This window comes from Paraburkholderia sp. BL18I3N2, from assembly GCF_003001875.1.
Taxonomy (GTDB): domain Bacteria; phylum Pseudomonadota; class Gammaproteobacteria; order Burkholderiales; family Burkholderiaceae; genus Paraburkholderia; species Paraburkholderia phytofirmans.
Genome location: NZ_PVNC01000001.1, coordinates 890,078 through 905,229 on the forward strand (window position 1 = coordinate 890,078; position 15,152 = coordinate 905,229).

The following is a 15,152-nucleotide window of genomic DNA, read 5'->3' on the forward strand; positions in this document are numbered from 1 at the left end:
CGCGCGAGAGATGCCGAAAGTCATGTGTTTTTAGCGTGACGCGAGGCAATGACGACTGGGCGTTGAGGTTTCATTTTTAACAGTGAACAGAGATTCGCTTGTTACAGGGCCGGTCGCTAAAAGCATATAGTTAGGAGAAAGAAATGAAAAAGCAAAACGGGGACGCGCTGGCGCTGGGGACGCGCCGGGCGGTATTCGCAGTTGCTGTGAGTCTGTATGCGGCGATGGCGGGTGCGCAAACGAATCCGGCAGCGTCGGCCGCGCCGTCGGTCAGTTCGAACGTGATGATGTTGGCGCAAGCGTTGCCGGGTGATTGTCCGGACTCGCCCGGTTGCGTTCGGCAAAGCCGAAGCCTCGTGATGCCTGGTGGAAGTGGATTCGCCCCGGGTGGGTTGGGGGCGGTATCGGCCGGGAGCACGCAAAGCGGCAACGGGACATCGTCGACAGGGACGGCGACCGCGGGCAATAGCGGCGGGAATGGCTCAGGCTCGTCCGGACTCGGTTCTGGGAGTACGGGAAGCGGCGGTGGTAATGGCGGTGGTAACGGCGGAACCGGCACAGGCGGTGATGGCGGCGGGACCGGCGGGAATGGAGGTGACGGCGGCGATGGAGGTGGCGGTGGCGACGGAGGTGACGGTGGCGACGGCGGCGGTCATGGTCATGGCCATCACGGACACCACGGTCATCATGGTCACCACGGCGATGGCGGTCATCATGGTGACGGCGGTCATGGCCATGGCGGCGACGGTCATGGTGACGGTGGCCACGGCGATGGCGGTCATGGCGATGGTGGCCATGGCCACGGAGACGGCGGCCACGGAGACGGCGGCCACGGAGACGGCGGCCACGGAGACGGCGGTCACGGAGACGGCGGTCACGGAGACGGCGGTCACGGAGACGGCGGTCACGGAGATGGCGGCCATGGAGATGGTGGCCATGGTCACGGAGATGGCGGTCACGGAGATGGCGGTCACGGAGATGGCGGCCACGGAGATGGCGGTCACGGAGATGGCGGTCACGGAGATGGCGGCCACGGAGATGGCGGTCACGGAGATGGCGGCCACGGAGATGGCGGTCACGGAGATGGTGGCCATGGAGATGGCGGTCATGGCCACGGTGACGGCGGCCATGGAGAAGGTGGTCATGGCGACGGTGGCCATGGAGATGGTGGCAAGGGCGACGGTGGCCATGGTGACGGTGGCAAGGGCGAAGGTGGCCACGGCGATGGTGGCAAGGGCGGAAACGGTCCTGGTGCAGGCAGCTCTGGCAACGGTGGCCATGGAGAAGGCGGCCACGGCGACGGCGGCAAGGGAGGAAGCGGTGCCGGCGTAGGCGGTTCGGGCAATGGCGGTCCTGGCGCAGGCGGCCCGGGGAATGGCGGCAGCGGTGGTTCCGGCAACGGCGGCAAGGGCGGCAGCGGTCCTGGCGCAGGCGGACCGGGCAACGGCGGTAACGGTGGCTCCGGCAACGGCGGCAAGGGTGGCAGTGGTCCTGGCGCAGGTGGCTCAGGCAACGGTGGTCCCGGCGCAGGCGGCGCGGGCAACGGCGGCAACGGCGGCAACGGCGGCTCCGGCAACGGCGGCAAGGGTGGCGGCGGTCCTGGCGCAGGTGGTTCGGGCAACGGCGGACCTGGCGCGGGCGGCCCGGGCAACGGCGGTAACGGCGGCTCCGGCAACGGCGGCAAGGGTGGCGGCGGTCCTGGCGCAGGTGGTTCAGGCAACGGTGGTCCTGGCGCAGGCGGCCCGGGGAACGGCGGTAACGGCGGCTCCGGCAACGGCGGCAAGGGTGGCGGCGGTCCTGGCGCAGGTGGCTCGGGCAACGGCGGTCCTGGCGCAGGCGGCCCGGGCAACGGTGGCAACGGAGGCCCTGGTGCAGGCGCGGGCGGCCCGGGCAATGGCGGCAATGGTGGCACCGGCAACGGCGGCAAGGGCGGCAGTGGCCCTGGCGCAGGCGGCCCGGGCAATGGCGGCAACGGCGGCAACGGCGGCCCCGGCGCAGGCGGCCCAGGCAACGGTGGCAACGGTGGCAACGGTGGTCCTGGCGCAGGTGGCCACGGTCACGGCGGTGACGGCGGCAAGGGCGGAAATGGCCCAGGCTCAGGCAACGGCGGCCAGGGCCATGGTGGCGGCTTCGGCGGCGGCTTTGGCTCAGGCCACGGCGGCGGCTTCGGCGGCCACGGTGGCGGCTACGGCGGTGGTGGCGGAGGCCACGGCGGCGGCAACCACTAACGGAGTGACGCTCCTTCATCGCACGGAGGCCGGGAAACCGGCCTCCCTACCGATGCCAACCGGAGCGAGCGAACGACTACCGTCCGCTCGCTCCCATCGTGAACCTCCGCAAGCTGGTCGCTCAAAAACCAGTACGAAATCGCTCGTCACACCACTTCAATCACCCTCTCCTGCACCACCAGAAAAACCTTCTCCCCAGCGACACGGCCGTCCTCACGCGTTCCTCCAGTAAAGCTCCCAAACGCAGGCAACACACCGCACGCCGTCCCGAACCGGAAACACGGAACCCGTACCGAATCGTTGCGCGTCGCAATCCGATACACCGGATGAACATGCCCCGCGAGCGCGTACGCACCTTCCACTTTCTGCGGGTAATGACACAGCGCCCACGGTCCCACTCGCCAAGGCTCCTGCACATACTCGACCTCGAGCGTCGCCGGCAGCGCGCCCGCATGCCGGTCGTGATTGCCTTCGACCAGCACGACCCGGAGCCGCGCATGCCGCGCGCGCCAGGCACGCAATGCGTCGAGTGTCTCACTGGCGTGCGCCTCGCGCGCATGCAGCAGATCGCCGAGAAACACCAGCATGGCCGGTTCGAACTCGGCGATCAGAATATCCAGGCGCATCAGGTTGTCGGCGGTCGAACCGATCGGCACCGGAATGCCGCGTGCGCGAAACACGGCGTCCTTGCCGAAATGCGCATCGGCGACGAACAGACAGCGCAGCGCCGGATCGAACATCGCGCGCAGGCTCGACAGCACGAGAGGATGCCCGGCGATCTCCACCGGCAACGAAGCCGGCTTCATACGCGAGCCGCCTTTTCGAGTTCGGCCAGCATCCGCTCGACACGATCCGCGAGCTTCTCCGTGCTGACCTTCTCCCGCAGGCGTCCGACAATCAGCGGAAATGCAAACGGCGTCGGCTTTTTCGGCCGCGTGACGACCACCCGGCTCGCGTTCATGCGTTCGAGCGCAATGCGAATGCGGCGGGCGTCGAGTTCCTGCAGCAGTACTTCATCGTCGGCCTGGTTGAGCAATAGATTGCCGCGATCGTGATTGCGAAAGATCTCGTAGAAGAGACCACTCGACGCTTGCAATTGCCGCGCGCTCTTCTGCTGCCCCGGATGCCCCTGAAACACCAGCCCCGACACGCGCGCAATCTCGCGAAAACGCCGCATCGAGAGTTCCGACGAATTGAGACTGGCGAGTATGTCGTGATCCAGTTCTTTGGGCGAGAGCAATCCGCTTTCGAGTTGCGCCGCCCAATCGAATGGTTGCGCGGACAACAGCTCGAAGCCGTAGTCGTTCATAGAAATAGAAAAGGTGCCCGGTTTTTCGCGCGCGACGCGCCATGCGAGCAGTGCGCCCAAACCGATATGCGCCGTGCGCCCGGCAAACGGATAGCAAAAGAAATGATGCCCTTCGCGCGATTTCACCAACTCCACCACCAGCACGCCCGGCTCCGGCAAGGCCGACCACTTCTGCTGCAATTCGAGCAGCGGCCGCACGGCGCGCATTTCCGGTTCGTCGTAGATGCCGGTGGCGGCGCGTGCGAGCATCGTCAGCGTGGCGTCGGCGAGTTCGGACGAAAGCGGCATACGGCTGCCCGCCCATTGCGGCATGGCTCCACGCGACGATGTCGCGCGCCGCACCCATGCGGTCATATCCTGCACGCGGATCAATTCGAGTGCACGTCCGCCGAAAGTAAAAATATCGCCCGGTTTCAGCCGTGAAATAAACGATTCCTCGATCGCGCCGATCCGGCCGCCCGAGAGATAAGCGACATTCAACGTGCCGTTTGCGACGATGGTGCCGATATTGTTGCGATGCCTTCGCACCAGATCCTCGCGCGGCACGTGGTACATGCCATCGCTTTCGCGCACCACGCGATGGTAGTCGGGATACGCGCGCAACGCCGTGCCGCCGCCTTCGACGAAGCCTAGCGCCCAGTCGAACTCCGCCTGCGTCAGTTGACGGTACGCATAGGTGCTGCGAATTTCGCCATATAGTTCGCGCGCGTCGAAACCGCCGCCGATCGCCACGGTGACGAGATGCTGCACCAGCACGTCGAACGGTTTCTCAGGCGTTTCGCGGCCTTCTATCTGACGCTTCTCGACGGCCTCGCGCGCGGCGGCGGCTTCGACCAGTTCGAGCGCATGCGTCGGCACGATCGTGACACGCGACGGCCGCCCCGGCGCGTGACCCGAACGCCCCGCGCGCTGCATCAAACGCGCGACGCCCTTGGGCGAGCCGATCTGAAACACGCGCTCCACCGGCAGAAAGTCGACGCCGAGGTCGAGGCTCGACGTGCACACCACCACTTTCAGCAAGCCGCTCTTGAGGCCACGCTCGACCCATTCGCGCACTTCCTGATCGAGCGAGCCGTGATGCAGCGCGATCAGGCCGGCCCATTCGGGCCGCGCTTCAAGCAGCGCCTGATACCAGACTTCGCATTGCGAGCGTGTATTGGTAAACACGAGCGAGGTCTGAGCCTCGCCGATCGCCTCGGCCACGGCGCCGACCTGGCGCATGCCCACATGGCCGCCCCACGGAAACCGCTCGATAGTCTCGGGAATCACCGTATCGACGATCAGTGCTTTCGGCAGCGCGCCATGCACGCTCACGCGTGGCGTCTTCACGGGCGCGAGCAACACGTCGCCGGCGAAGGACAGGTTGCCGAGCGTCGCCGATAAGCCCCATACCTGCAATTCAGGCCGCCAGTGCGCAAGACGAGCGAGCGCGAGTTGCGTTTGCGTGCCACGCTTGTTGCCGAGCAGCTCATGCCATTCGTCGACGATCACGAGCCGCACGTGTGCAAGCACATCGTGTGCATCGGGGCGAGTGAGGATGAGCGAGAGACTTTCCGGTGTCGTGACCAGTGCCGACGGCATGCGCCGGTTCTGCCGCGCGCGCTCGGCCGACGACGTGTCGCCGGTGCGCAAACCGACGCTCCACGGCACGGCCAGTTCCGCCGCCGAGGTTTGCAACGCGCGTGCCGTGTCCGCGGCGAGCGCGCGCATCGGCGTGATCCATAGCACCGTGAGCGGCTCCGGCTGCGTGCGGGGCGTGCTGCGCTTTCGCGCACCTGGCGTGGCGGCGAAAGTGGCCAGTGCGCCGAACCAGACGGCCCATGTTTTGCCGGCGCCGGTCGTCGCGTGCAGCAAACCGCTCGCGCCGCGGCCGATTTCCTGCCAGACCTCGCGTTGAAATTCGAATGGCTGCCAACGGCGCGCCTCGAACCACTCGCCGAGCTTCTCGGCAAACGGGCGCTGCGCAGCGGTTTCGTCGATGGAAAAAGACAGCGGCTCAAACGCCGGTTCGCGCGCGTCGAGCCGCGCTTGCTGCTCGCGGCTGCGCGGAATCCGGCGCGGCCGCGGCGCGCGGCGCCGCTCCGGCACAGCGGAAGGCGCCGGGATCGTGGTCTCGTCGGAGTCAGCCGGCTCGGTCATCGAAAGCGCTCTTTAGCATTGGATTCGCGTGTCGGCGAACAACTCGAAGGAGGGGATTACCTATGTGGACCGCTGAACCGCCAAGGTGGTTCACCACGCATCTTCGCACTTACACGCGGCGTGCTGCACGTGTTTAAATGCCGGGGCTTCGGTTGCCTCGACCCAAGGGTTCAAAGTACGCAGCCATATCGCAACGGTCCTTTCATCACGGAGCGCATGTTGAATCGCGTACAGGCATTGCTGCCGCAAACCTCATTGCGAATTGCGGCTGCGCAAGCTCAACCGGTGTCGGGCGACGTCACGGGGAACATCGCCAGAACGGTCGAATTGACCGCTCTGGCTGCCGACGCCGGTGCAAAACCGGTGGTTTTTCCCGAGAAATTCCTGACCGGCTACGAACCCGACCTGATCGCCGGCGATCCCGCGAAATATGCTTTCGATGCACATGACGCGCGGCTCGAACCGATTCGGGACATCTGCCGGCAGCGTGAAATCGCTGTCATCGTCGGTGCGGCGACGCGCGGCGAGCACGGCCTGCATATCTCTTCGCTCGTATTCAGCCGTTCCGGCGCGCAACTCGCTTCATATCACAAGCAATACCTGTACAGCAGCGAGACAAAGGTCTATCGTCCGGGCACGCAAGGCCGCATACTTGAACTCGACGGATGGCGCCTCGCGCTCGGCGTGTGCTACGACTCGGGCTTTGCGGAGCACGCGCGGCACGCGGCGGTCAACGGCGCGCACGCGTATCTGGTGAGCGCGCTCTTCAGCGTGCAGACCGGCTACCACCAGTCGCGCATCTGGTTTCCCGCGCGGGCCTTCGACAACACGATGTATGCGTTGTTGTCGAATCACGTCGGCACGACCGGCGGCTGGGCCACGTGCGGCGCAAGCGCGATCTGGAGCCCATCTGGCGACGTCATAGCAGAAGCGAGCCGCGAGCGCGAAGAAGTGATTACCGCGCTACTCGATCCGGCTGTGCTGGCAGACGTCCGCGAACGCGAGACGATGCTCGCGGACTTCCGCGCGCGCGGCGAGGCGGCCCATGCGATCCGTTACAATGAGGCGCACTACCCATCTGGAGACTCGATTTGAAATCTATCGTTGCGTTGGTCGCAGCAGCTCTTCTGTCTTCGACGGCGATGGCCGCCGCGCCTACCACTGAAAAACTGCCTTCCGGCGTCGTGGTCGAACATCTTACGCAAGGCACAGGTGCCCAACCGGCCGCCGAAGATGTCGTGAAGGTCAACTACCGCGGCACGCTCGCCAACGGTACCGAGTTCGATAGCTCGGCGAAACACGGCGGCCCGGCCACGTTCCCGCTGAATCGCGTGATTCCGTGCTGGACGCAAGGCGTGCAGAAGATGAAGGTGGGCGGCAAGGCCAAACTGACCTGCCCGGCGGCGACCGCTTACGGCGATCGCGGCGTTGGCGTGATTCCGCCGAACAGCGACCTGACCTTCGAGGTCGAACTGGTCGGTATCGTCAAGTAAATAGCGTGACGTGAAGTGAGACTGAGCCCCGCTCCGAATTTCGCAGCGGGGCTTTTCTTTTTCGGGCACTGCGTCTGCCCACTGCGAGGTACTCCTGCAATGAAACGCGAAAACAATGCCGTGCCCGTCGCCAGCATCGGATTTACCGGCAAGACGGCTCAGGAATTTTTCGATCTGCTGAAAAACGCCCAGGTGCGCACGGTGCTCGACATTCGCCTGAGCAACACGTCGCAACTGGCCGGCTTCGCGAAGAAACAGGATCTGCCTTTCTTTCTCGACAAGTTGTGCGGCGCTGCTTACCAGGAAATGCCCGAGCTGGCTCCGGAGCCCGACTTGTTCAAGCGCTACAAGGCCAACGAGCTGACGTGGGACGAGTTCTCCGCGGCTTACGTTGAACTGATCGCCAGGCGGCGCGTGGAAAGCAATCTGGACGTTGATCTATTCCGCTCGTCTTGTCTGCTTTGCAGTGAACATTTACCACACCATTGCCACCGGCGGCTGGCGCTCGAGTATCTGAATTCGCGCTGGAATAGCCGCCTGAAAATTACCCACCTGTCGTAACCACCCGTTCGATGGCGGCGCTTTGTGCAACCGGAGAAGGGCCGATTTCAATCGGCCGGCGCGAAGAGCATCGAGATATAAACGATGGTGGAGACGACAGTAATGCCGACTCCGATAAAAACTTTGGTGCGATTGAATTCCAGTCCGCCGTTAATGGCCACGCAGATCCCCACCACGGACGCCAGGGTGCCAATCGTGGCCAGCAAGACATGAAGCTTGCTGCGAACGAGCTTGCGCCGTTCCGGACTGGCGCCTTCTTTCCAATTGTCGAGTTTCACGGGAATTGTCCTTTGCGTTAGCGTGTACTGCCGGAAGGTTTGGACTAGAGAGTCGTGCGGCCCGGTTATGCCCTTTCGCATTACGAATGGTTTCCAATGGCACACAGCATAGCGGAGCCGCCGGATAGCGCAAATAATAAAAGCGGAAAGATTGTCGCAAGTCTATTTAGTACGCGGCGCGCGCGTACCGGGCTCGGCATGAAACAGCGTGCTGCGCGTTTTTTAAAGTCCCGACGCGTTCGGTCGTCTACTATCTACTCACGCGCCGACGCGGCATCCACCTCGCCGCGCAGTCCAGAATCCCCCCGTCGTCATTCGTCGCGCGTCAGGAGCGCCAGCCATGAATATCGACTTTCATTATGGTGTCGTCTATATTGCCGCCCGCGTGGCCGGGATGCCGGCCGACGACGCGATCACCGTGGCGCACGCCTGCCAATATGTGGACGATGCGACGACCGCGGGCATATTGCGCTTTAAGGGTGGCGAGACGTTCGAACGCTTCGCCACCGCGCACAAGTTGTTCGACTACGCTACTACCGAGGACGACAAGAACCGGCTGGTGTGGACGCCCTTTCATTTTCTGCCGGCGGCCGAGGGCTCGACGTTGCACGAAAAGGCCGTGTGCCGGCCGGATAGCGCGGTCGCGCGCGAAGTGGTGCGGCGCGCGATCCTGCGCCGGGACACCGAAACGGGACTGCATCGGCTGGGCGTGACGCTTCACACGTATGTCGATACATGGGCGCATCAGGGGTTCGCCGGGATCGAAAGTCCGTGGAATCGGGTTCATCTACTGGAAGCTCAGGACTGCACCCGCAAAGGCTGGTTCGCCAGACTCAGACGCGCCAGCGAGCACCTGATCGAACACATCGAGGAGGATGTGCTGACCGTTGCGCTGCCCGTCGGTCACGGTGCCGCCTTGCACTATCCTGACCAGCCGTGGGCGAAATGGCATTACATCGACGGGAGAAACGAGTTCGTCCAGCGACACAACCTGCCGGAATTCGTGCAAGCGGCCGAGATGGCATGCCGCGCGGTGCGCGCCTATCTGGCGGGGCGGCAAGACTTCGAGAACCTGCCCGGCATGCCGGGCGATGTGACAGACGTGCTCACGAACCTGCTCAATACGAACCGGCTGGAGGACGACAACGATCGCTTGCGGCACATTTGCCGCGTCGTGAAGGCCGGCGGTATTCCGGGTTTGAAAGAGTCGATTCCGGACTATGTGCCAAAAGGTCCCGGCTCCTGGAAGTACCTAGCCACCGGTTTGAAGTTCGACGACGATACTGGCGACAAACCCGAGTGGACGGACGCTTTCGAGAAAAGCGATTACCGTCTATTTCACGACGCGGTCAAACAGCACCGCTTCGTGACCACGCAGGAGATTCTGCCGACGCACGGATTGCGAATCGCCTGACCGGGGCGCGGGCGCCCCGAACCTGGGTTATTCCACTCTGGCTTGCTGGCGTTGCGCGGCCTGCTCTTCCGCATGCTTTCTGGCCATATGCCGCCCGACCAGACAACCGCCGACCGCGCCGACCACCGCGTGATGTCCGGCATAGTGTCCCGCCACTCCGCCTACGACCGCCCCCTTCATGCAGCCGGCCGCGTTTGCCGTGCCGACCGCTGCGGAAGTGAGCGCCACCGCCGCGAGGGCGGCTCTGATGTAACCAGCTTTCATCTGGAAAGTACCGTTCAAGTGAAGAGGGGTTCTAACATGGCGCTATACGGCGTCATTTCAATAGCCATTCCAGTGCCGTTCCCGCCATTCATGTTCGCGCCAATGCTCGCGGCGCCATTCGCGTTCCCGCCATTCGCGGCGTTCCCGCCATTCGCGGCGTTCGCGCCAGTCGTCATAGCCGCCATAAACAACCGGCACCGGAGCCAGACCCCGCGCGACATAAACAGGCGGCGGCGGTGCAACCACGCCGACTGGAATACCGACTCCGACAGCCACATCCACGTGTGCCGAGGCTGCCGACGATGCCGCCAGCACTGCCAGACCGAATACCGCGCCGATGATCTTCTTGTTCATTTGCCTTCTCCTTGCATATCGAAGTGCGATGCTTCCGATTGCCTCAGCTTTACCCTTGCGGGTTTTCCAGAGCTTTGCATCGAGTCGCGGTTTGGAGTGTAGAAGGGCGGTCCGGACACAGGTGAAACAGCGCTGCGAGATTGGTAACGCGGGGTTACGAAGGTGCCGGCTAGCGCATTGCATCTCGGGAAAGCCAGGACCTCGGAGCTGAAAAAAGTGTTTTTATAAGAGCCGGTAGACGCGCAAACGTACTCAGGCAATAAAAAATGTACTACCGGCCTTTGAATCTTCTAATGCTTGCCTATAGTAGAAGCGGCTCATGCCGCAATGCACGGCGGCTGCCTTCCAGTGCGACGGAATGTCGTCGTAGCCGCGCGCCGGGAATTGCAAAGGCGGACCAGGAATTGGAAAGACAGTAAAAGGAAAGGGAGAGTGGCAAGCCAAAAGCGAGAAAGGTGTGGCGACGAAGTAAAGAATCCAAAAAGTTCGTACTCCACCGGATGCATGATCGACTCACAGTCGTATTTTTATCGCCACGCCGATCTGCCTTTCTCGCGTCATTCGTGGCATAGTTCGATCGATTACCACATAAGGAGCAATCAAATGCCCACGTTAGAGCAAATCCAAGCAAAGCTTAAAAAGCTTCAGGCGCAAGCTGACATTCTTCTGGCTAGGAAAGCGCAAGTCGCGGTGGACCAGATTCGTGACCTGATGCTCAAGCATGGCCTGACTACCGCGGATATCGAAGCCAAGGCAAAAGCCCGGCGCGCCGCGAGAGGCTTGAATGGCGGCGGCAAGGCGAAAGCCGTGAGCTCCGGTAAGGCAGTGGCAAAGTACCGCGACCATAAAACCGGCGCGACCTGGACGGGCCACGGCCGCGCACCGGGTTGGATTGCCGGTGTAAAAGACCGCACCCAGTTCCTGATCGAAGGCGCGAGCGAACTGAAGTCGGCGGCAAAGGCTGCTGTCACGCATGCGAAAGGCAGCAAAGGTCAGCCGAAAGGCGCGCAACCGCCCAAGTACATCAATCCGAAAACAGGCGCGACCTGGAGCGGCCGCGGCCCGGCGCCGGCATGGCTTGCCACCGTCAAGGACCGCACCAAATTTCTGATCGATAGCGCCTCGGCAACCGTGGCGGATGCGGGTCACAAAGCCGCGAAGAAGGCCGGCAAAGTAAAATCGGCGGCAACTGGCGGTGTAGTGAGCAAGAAAGCCGCAGCTCGAAAAGTCGTCGCAAAGAAAGCGGGCGCGGCGAAAAAGACGGTTGCAAAGAAAGCCACCGCGGCAACCAGAAAAGTAGCGGCAAAGAAAGGCGCCGCAAAACCGGCGGCGAAGAAGAGCGCCGTGGCCAAAGCAGTCAGGAAAGCACCGGTTCGTAAGGCCGCGGCCAAAAAAGCTGTTGCGACGAGTACCCCGGCCACGCCGGCAGCCGCACCGGCGTCAGCCGGCGCATGAGCGCAACCGAGTCGTGAAGTAGATGACCCGTACGCTTGAATCAACCCAGCAGGAAGATCAGGTCGTCCTGCTGAACTCCGTTCCTCATCCGGCAGAAGATGCCGCCGAACCCTTTATCGTCGCGAGTGACCGCCGGGTCATTCTCTCTTATCCGATTGCGGAGTCCGACTTTGAAACGTTCGGACCGTTCGATCCCGACGACGATCCATTTTGCGCTGTGCTATTTCCGGACACGGTATTTCATCGGCTGGGTCCGCCCGGCGACGATGATCTCGAGATTCACCCACTCGCCTCGCAGGGTCTCACCGGCTATTCGGTTCATGAAGTCATGAATTCGTCGCTGGCCACCGAGCTTGCGGCGGTGGCATCGACGGGACCCACGCTGCGCCATTTCGTCATCACGTTTCAGGCGTCCACTTTCGAATGTGTGGCGTCGGACTATACGGTGGTCGGTGTCTACGGTGCGGGTGAAATAGCCAGCCGGGAAGCGTTCTCGCTGGTCAGGTAGTGACATTGAGTAGCAAGGTGCGGGCCTGCAATGGGCACGCGCCGTGCGTCCTGCGTTAGTCGTAAAAGCCGGGCCGAGGTCCGGAGTGTTCGTCAACCGCAGGACGCGCATGCGACGCGTCCCGCCGATTAGCATCGAGGCTACGCATGCTGACGATTCCGATTACTGCTTTCGTCACGCTCGTCATCATCCTGGTGATTGCCAATTTATCGAGCGGCGAGAAGAAGATCGAGCATAAGATCGAACGCCTATACGCGAGCGACGATCCACAATTCCTTCGCTCAATGGGTTTGTTGCTCGGGCCGCCGGTCATTTCCGGCAATCGCTTTGAGATGCTGTTGAACGGCGACCGCATTTTTCCATCGATGCTGGAGGGCATCCGTTCCGCACGTCGAACAATTACATTTGAAACCTTTATCTATTGGTCCGGCGAGATTGGCCAGCAGATCGCGCAGGCACTCGCGGATAAAGCGCGCGAGGGCATCGCGGTGCATGTGCTGCTCGACTGGGTCGGTTCGTCGAAAATGGATAAGCGCTATTTGAATCTGCTTCGCGATGCCGGCGCGGAAGTGATTCAGTATCACAAGCCCCATTGGACCGGCCTCGGCCGTATGAACGATCGCACGCACCGCAAGCTGCTGGTGATCGACGGGCATATCGGCTTTACGGGCGGTGTGGGTATCGCGCCGGAGTGGACCGGCCACGCACAGAATGAAAAGCATTGGCGCGATACGCATTTCCGCGTGGAGGGTCCGGTCGTCGGCCATATGCAGGCCGTATTCATGGACAACTGGGTCAAAGCAACGGGCAATGTGCTGCACGGTCCCAGCTATTTTCCGGATGTCGAGCCAATGGGCGACGGCCTCGCGCATATGTTCAGCAGTTCGCCCTCAGGCGGCAGCGACGACATGCAATTAATGTATCTGATGGCGATCACGGCGGCCACGCATTCCATTCATCTGGCGAGTGCCTATTTCGTTCCCGACAAGCTGACCATCAATGCCATCGTGGAGGCGGCGAAACGCGGCGTGAAAGTGCGGATCATCATGCCCGGAAAAAGGATCGACACGCATACCGTGCGGGAAGCATCGCGCGCCTGCTGGGGCGATCTGCTCAGAGCCGGCGTGGAAATGTACGAGTATCAGCCGACCATGTTTCACTGCAAATTGCTGGTGGTGGACGAATACCTGGTGTCAGTCGGCTCGACCAATTTCGATAACCGTTCGTTCAAGCTCAACGACGAAGCGAATCTGAACATCTACGACCGTGACTTCGCCAGGCAGCAAACCGCTGTTTTCGCCGACGATATAAAGAAGTCGCAACAGATCACGCTCGAAGCATGGATGCATCGGCCGTTTACGGAAAAGCTGATCGAAAAGTTTGTCCCGCTGCTGGATACGCAGCTCTGACGAATCTTCAGATTATCGATGTGCGCCGGAGAGATAGGCTTCGATCGATGACAGAGAAGCGGGCGCGCTGCTCTCCATTTCCATGGCAGGAAGCGGTGTGCCGAGAAGCGCTTTTGCACGTTGATACGCCTGTGCGAATCCGCGCAATTCCTGTGTCACCGCACGATCTTCCAGGCGGCGTCGCAAGAGCGCTTGCTCGATACTGCGATCGATCAGCGCGAGTTGACTGTCGATATAGTCGAGACATAACTGTCGGCGACGCGCGGAAGTACTTGCTACGGCCAATAACGCCGGCACGATCGAGATCGTCAGAAAGCCGCCGGGCGGAATGCGCGCCAATGCGGCGGGCGAGTCGAATAGGTCTTTGCGCAGCGATTCGAATACGGCACGGCCCCACACTTCACGTTCTCTTTCGAGTGCGCGGCGGCGACGCGCCAAAGCGTCCCTCGCATTCGCGTCTTTTATCTCGCCTTCTGCGGTCAGTAGCGGAGCATCCGCGCGTTCACCTTCCTGAATGCAATCGGCGCCGAGGTACGAGGCGCTCTGATTCCGGCCGGCGAGAACCAGATGTTGCAATGCATCCGGCACGAGCGGATCGAGCGGCACCACTTCGCACGTGACCGGCTTGCCATTCAGATGGATGGCGCAGCGTCCGTCGCCAGCGAGCGCGGGGCAGCGTGCAAGTGAAGGGTAATCGTAGCCCTGCGTCATGATGCTGAAGGTTTCGCCGGCTCGATAGAGCAAGGTGTCCGCGATCGAATCGAAGGCGGCGATATCGGCCTCGTCGAGCACGGCTTCATGCTGGCCGACGTGCACGCGCTCACCCACGCGCCTGCGCGGCACGCGGCCGATCGCGAGGCAGCCGATGAACCGGTCGCGATGCCGGAACAACTCAGGTAACGCCATGGCCGGCGGACTATTGCAGCATTTGCCGCACGCCGTGCACGCGAACGAGAAAGCGGTCACCAAGGCCGGCGCACCGAGTCCTGATAGCGCGTCAAGATGAAATGCGCGACGTCGTCCGAATGATAGGCGGCCACCAGTTGCGCAACCCAAGACTGAGTGCGGTCGACATCGCGCACCGTCAACACGTTGGCGTAGGGCGAGCGCGCATCTTCGAGGCCGAGGCTGTCGCGCGCCGGGTAAAGACCCGCGTGCGCCGCGTCGTCGCTATCGATCACGGCGAAGGCCACGCTGTTCAACGCGTCGAACAGACGTGCGCGCGGCACCAGGCGGATCTGCAGATTCAGCCGGTTGCTCGTAATGTCGGCGAGCGTCGCATGCAGGCCCGCCGAGTCCCTGAACGTCAGCAGCGTGAAGTTCTGCAGCAGGATCAGGGCGCGCGCAGTCCCCTCCCGGTCGTTGGGGATCGCGATCGTCGCGCCGCGTCGCAACTGGCCGAGGTTGGTCAGTTTGCGCGAGTACAAGGCGATGGGAAACGTCACGGTGGTGGCGACGCTCGTCAACGGAAAGTCGTGTTGTTTGCGCTGTGCTTCGAAGCGTGGCTCGTCTTCGAAACTCGCCGCATCGATCTGTTTCGCGGCGAGCGCGGCGTCGATACGCTCGGAATGATCGAATACGACCACGTCGAGCGTGAGTCCGCGGCTGGCCGCGACGCGGCGCACTTCGTCCATGATCTCGGCATGCGCGCCCGCACTTACCCCCACTTTGATGACTTGCGGCGCGGCGGCTTGCACGTGCTGGAACATCGAAGCGGCAACGAGCAGCACGGCCGTCGCG

General features: G+C 62.6%; 15 protein-coding genes. 8 read left to right on the forward strand and 7 right to left on the reverse strand.

From position 1 onward, the window contains the following. The first annotated feature begins 531 nt into the window (after window positions 1-531). Window positions 532-1,332 (forward strand): hypothetical protein, encoded by an 801-nt coding sequence (locus tag B0G75_RS40480; protein ID WP_181309154.1) that lies wholly within the window; start codon window positions 532-534, stop codon window positions 1,330-1,332. 1,042 nt (window positions 1,333-2,374) lie between these two features. Here B0G75_RS40480 and pdeM read toward each other — a convergent pair. Together pdeM and B0G75_RS04080 are read right to left on the reverse strand one after the other, a co-directional pair. Further along, a complete protein-coding gene (pdeM, locus tag B0G75_RS04075; protein ID WP_106300831.1) occupies window positions 2,375-3,034 on the reverse strand; it encodes a ligase-associated DNA damage response endonuclease PdeM in 660 nt (219 codons plus the stop codon). Then, a complete protein-coding gene (locus tag B0G75_RS04080) occupies window positions 3,031-5,676 on the reverse strand; it encodes a ligase-associated DNA damage response DEXH box helicase (protein ID WP_106300833.1) in 2,646 nt (881 codons plus the stop codon). Before B0G75_RS04080 ends, pdeM begins: the two co-directional genes overlap by 4 nt. 216 nt (window positions 5,677-5,892) lie before the next feature. On the opposite strand from B0G75_RS04080, the gene B0G75_RS04085 reads away from it, so the two are divergent. The 3 genes from B0G75_RS04085 to B0G75_RS04095 all read left to right on the forward strand — a co-directional run bounded on the left by B0G75_RS04085 (window position 5,893) and on the right by B0G75_RS04095 (window position 7,730). Next, window positions 5,893-6,771 carry a carbon-nitrogen hydrolase family protein gene (locus B0G75_RS04085; RefSeq protein ID WP_181309155.1) on the forward strand — a complete coding sequence of 293 codons (879 nt, stop codon included), beginning with the start codon at window positions 5,893-5,895 and terminating at the stop codon, window positions 6,769-6,771. Then, complete coding sequence (locus tag B0G75_RS04090; protein WP_041759096.1) at window positions 6,768-7,169, forward strand: FKBP-type peptidyl-prolyl cis-trans isomerase; 402 nt, start codon at window positions 6,768-6,770, stop codon at window positions 7,167-7,169. The genes B0G75_RS04085 and B0G75_RS04090 overlap by 4 nt, the downstream gene beginning before the upstream one ends. Window positions 7,170-7,268: 99 nt before the next feature. Further along, a complete protein-coding gene (locus tag B0G75_RS04095; protein ID WP_106300835.1) occupies window positions 7,269-7,730 on the forward strand; it encodes a DUF488 family protein in 462 nt (153 codons plus the stop codon). A gap of 47 nt (window positions 7,731-7,777) precedes the next feature. Here B0G75_RS04095 and B0G75_RS04100 read toward each other — a convergent pair whose 3' ends face one another. Beyond that, window positions 7,778-8,008: a DUF2964 family protein gene (locus B0G75_RS04100; RefSeq protein ID WP_106300837.1), complete on the reverse strand. Its 231-nt coding sequence runs from the start codon at window positions 8,006-8,008 to the stop codon at window positions 7,778-7,780. A gap of 340 nt (window positions 8,009-8,348) precedes the next feature. Between B0G75_RS04100 and B0G75_RS04105 the strand changes: the two genes are divergently transcribed. Continuing rightward, window positions 8,349-9,422, forward strand: a complete 1,074-nt coding sequence (locus B0G75_RS04105) for a DUF6765 family protein (RefSeq protein WP_106300839.1) — start codon at window positions 8,349-8,351, stop codon at window positions 9,420-9,422. A gap of 27 nt (window positions 9,423-9,449) precedes the next feature. Here B0G75_RS04105 and B0G75_RS04110 read toward each other — a convergent pair whose 3' ends face one another. Further along, window positions 9,450-9,686, reverse strand: coding sequence for a hypothetical protein (locus tag B0G75_RS04110; RefSeq protein WP_106300841.1), 237 nt, complete (start codon window positions 9,684-9,686; stop codon window positions 9,450-9,452). A 57-nt stretch (window positions 9,687-9,743) separates the two neighbouring features. Then, window positions 9,744-10,040 (reverse strand): hypothetical protein, encoded by a 297-nt coding sequence (locus B0G75_RS04115; RefSeq protein ID WP_106300843.1) that lies wholly within the window; start codon window positions 10,038-10,040, stop codon window positions 9,744-9,746. A 603-nt stretch (window positions 10,041-10,643) separates the two neighbouring features. On the opposite strand from B0G75_RS04115, the gene B0G75_RS04120 reads away from it, so the two are divergent. From B0G75_RS04120 to cls, 3 genes are all read left to right on the forward strand, one after another. Beyond that, on the forward strand, window positions 10,644-11,495 hold the full coding sequence (locus B0G75_RS04120) for an H-NS family nucleoid-associated regulatory protein (RefSeq protein WP_106300845.1): 852 nt from the start codon (window positions 10,644-10,646) through the stop codon (window positions 11,493-11,495). Between the two features lie 22 nt (window positions 11,496-11,517). Continuing rightward, a complete protein-coding gene (locus B0G75_RS04125; RefSeq protein WP_106300847.1) occupies window positions 11,518-12,003 on the forward strand; it encodes a hypothetical protein in 486 nt (161 codons plus the stop codon). A 146-nt stretch (window positions 12,004-12,149) separates the two neighbouring features. Continuing rightward, window positions 12,150-13,412, forward strand: a complete 1,263-nt coding sequence (gene cls / locus B0G75_RS04130; protein WP_106300849.1) for a cardiolipin synthase — start codon at window positions 12,150-12,152, stop codon at window positions 13,410-13,412. 12 nt (window positions 13,413-13,424) lie between these two features. On the opposite strand, the gene B0G75_RS04135 is transcribed toward cls, so the two are convergent. Together B0G75_RS04135 and B0G75_RS04140 are read right to left on the reverse strand one after the other, a co-directional pair. Next, a complete protein-coding gene (locus tag B0G75_RS04135; RefSeq protein WP_374956870.1) occupies window positions 13,425-14,381 on the reverse strand; it encodes a hypothetical protein in 957 nt (318 codons plus the stop codon). Then, window positions 14,375-15,121, reverse strand: a complete 747-nt coding sequence (locus tag B0G75_RS04140) for a MetQ/NlpA family lipoprotein (protein WP_374956874.1) — start codon at window positions 15,119-15,121, stop codon at window positions 14,375-14,377. The genes B0G75_RS04135 and B0G75_RS04140 overlap by 7 nt, the downstream gene beginning before the upstream one ends. Between the last annotated feature and the right edge of the window lie 31 nt (window positions 15,122-15,152).

Coding starts and splice junctions, on each gene's coding strand:
- B0G75_RS40480 (WP_181309154.1), top strand. CDS start 532: ATGGCGGTGGTAACGGCGGAACCGGCACAGGCGGTGATGGCGGCGGGA.
- pdeM (WP_106300831.1), bottom strand. CDS start 3,034: ATGAAGCCGGCTTCGTTGCCGGTGGAGATCGCCGGGCATCCTCTCGTG.
- B0G75_RS04080 (WP_106300833.1), bottom strand. CDS start 5,676: ATGACCGAGCCGGCTGACTCCGACGAGACCACGATCCCGGCGCCTTCC.
- B0G75_RS04085 (WP_181309155.1), top strand. CDS start 5,893: ATGTTGAATCGCGTACAGGCATTGCTGCCGCAAACCTCATTGCGAATT.
- B0G75_RS04095 (WP_106300835.1), top strand. CDS start 7,269: ATGAAACGCGAAAACAATGCCGTGCCCGTCGCCAGCATCGGATTTACC.
- B0G75_RS04105 (WP_106300839.1), top strand. CDS start 8,349: ATGAATATCGACTTTCATTATGGTGTCGTCTATATTGCCGCCCGCGTG.
- B0G75_RS04110 (WP_106300841.1), bottom strand. CDS start 9,686: ATGAAAGCTGGTTACATCAGAGCCGCCCTCGCGGCGGTGGCGCTCACT.
- B0G75_RS04115 (WP_106300843.1), bottom strand. CDS start 10,040: ATGAACAAGAAGATCATCGGCGCGGTATTCGGTCTGGCAGTGCTGGCG.
- B0G75_RS04120 (WP_106300845.1), top strand. CDS start 10,644: ATGCCCACGTTAGAGCAAATCCAAGCAAAGCTTAAAAAGCTTCAGGCG.
- B0G75_RS04125 (WP_106300847.1), top strand. CDS start 11,518: ATGACCCGTACGCTTGAATCAACCCAGCAGGAAGATCAGGTCGTCCTG.
- cls (WP_106300849.1), top strand. CDS start 12,150: ATGCTGACGATTCCGATTACTGCTTTCGTCACGCTCGTCATCATCCTG.
- B0G75_RS04140 (WP_374956874.1), bottom strand. CDS start 15,121: ATGTTCCAGCACGTGCAAGCCGCCGCGCCGCAAGTCATCAAAGTGGGG.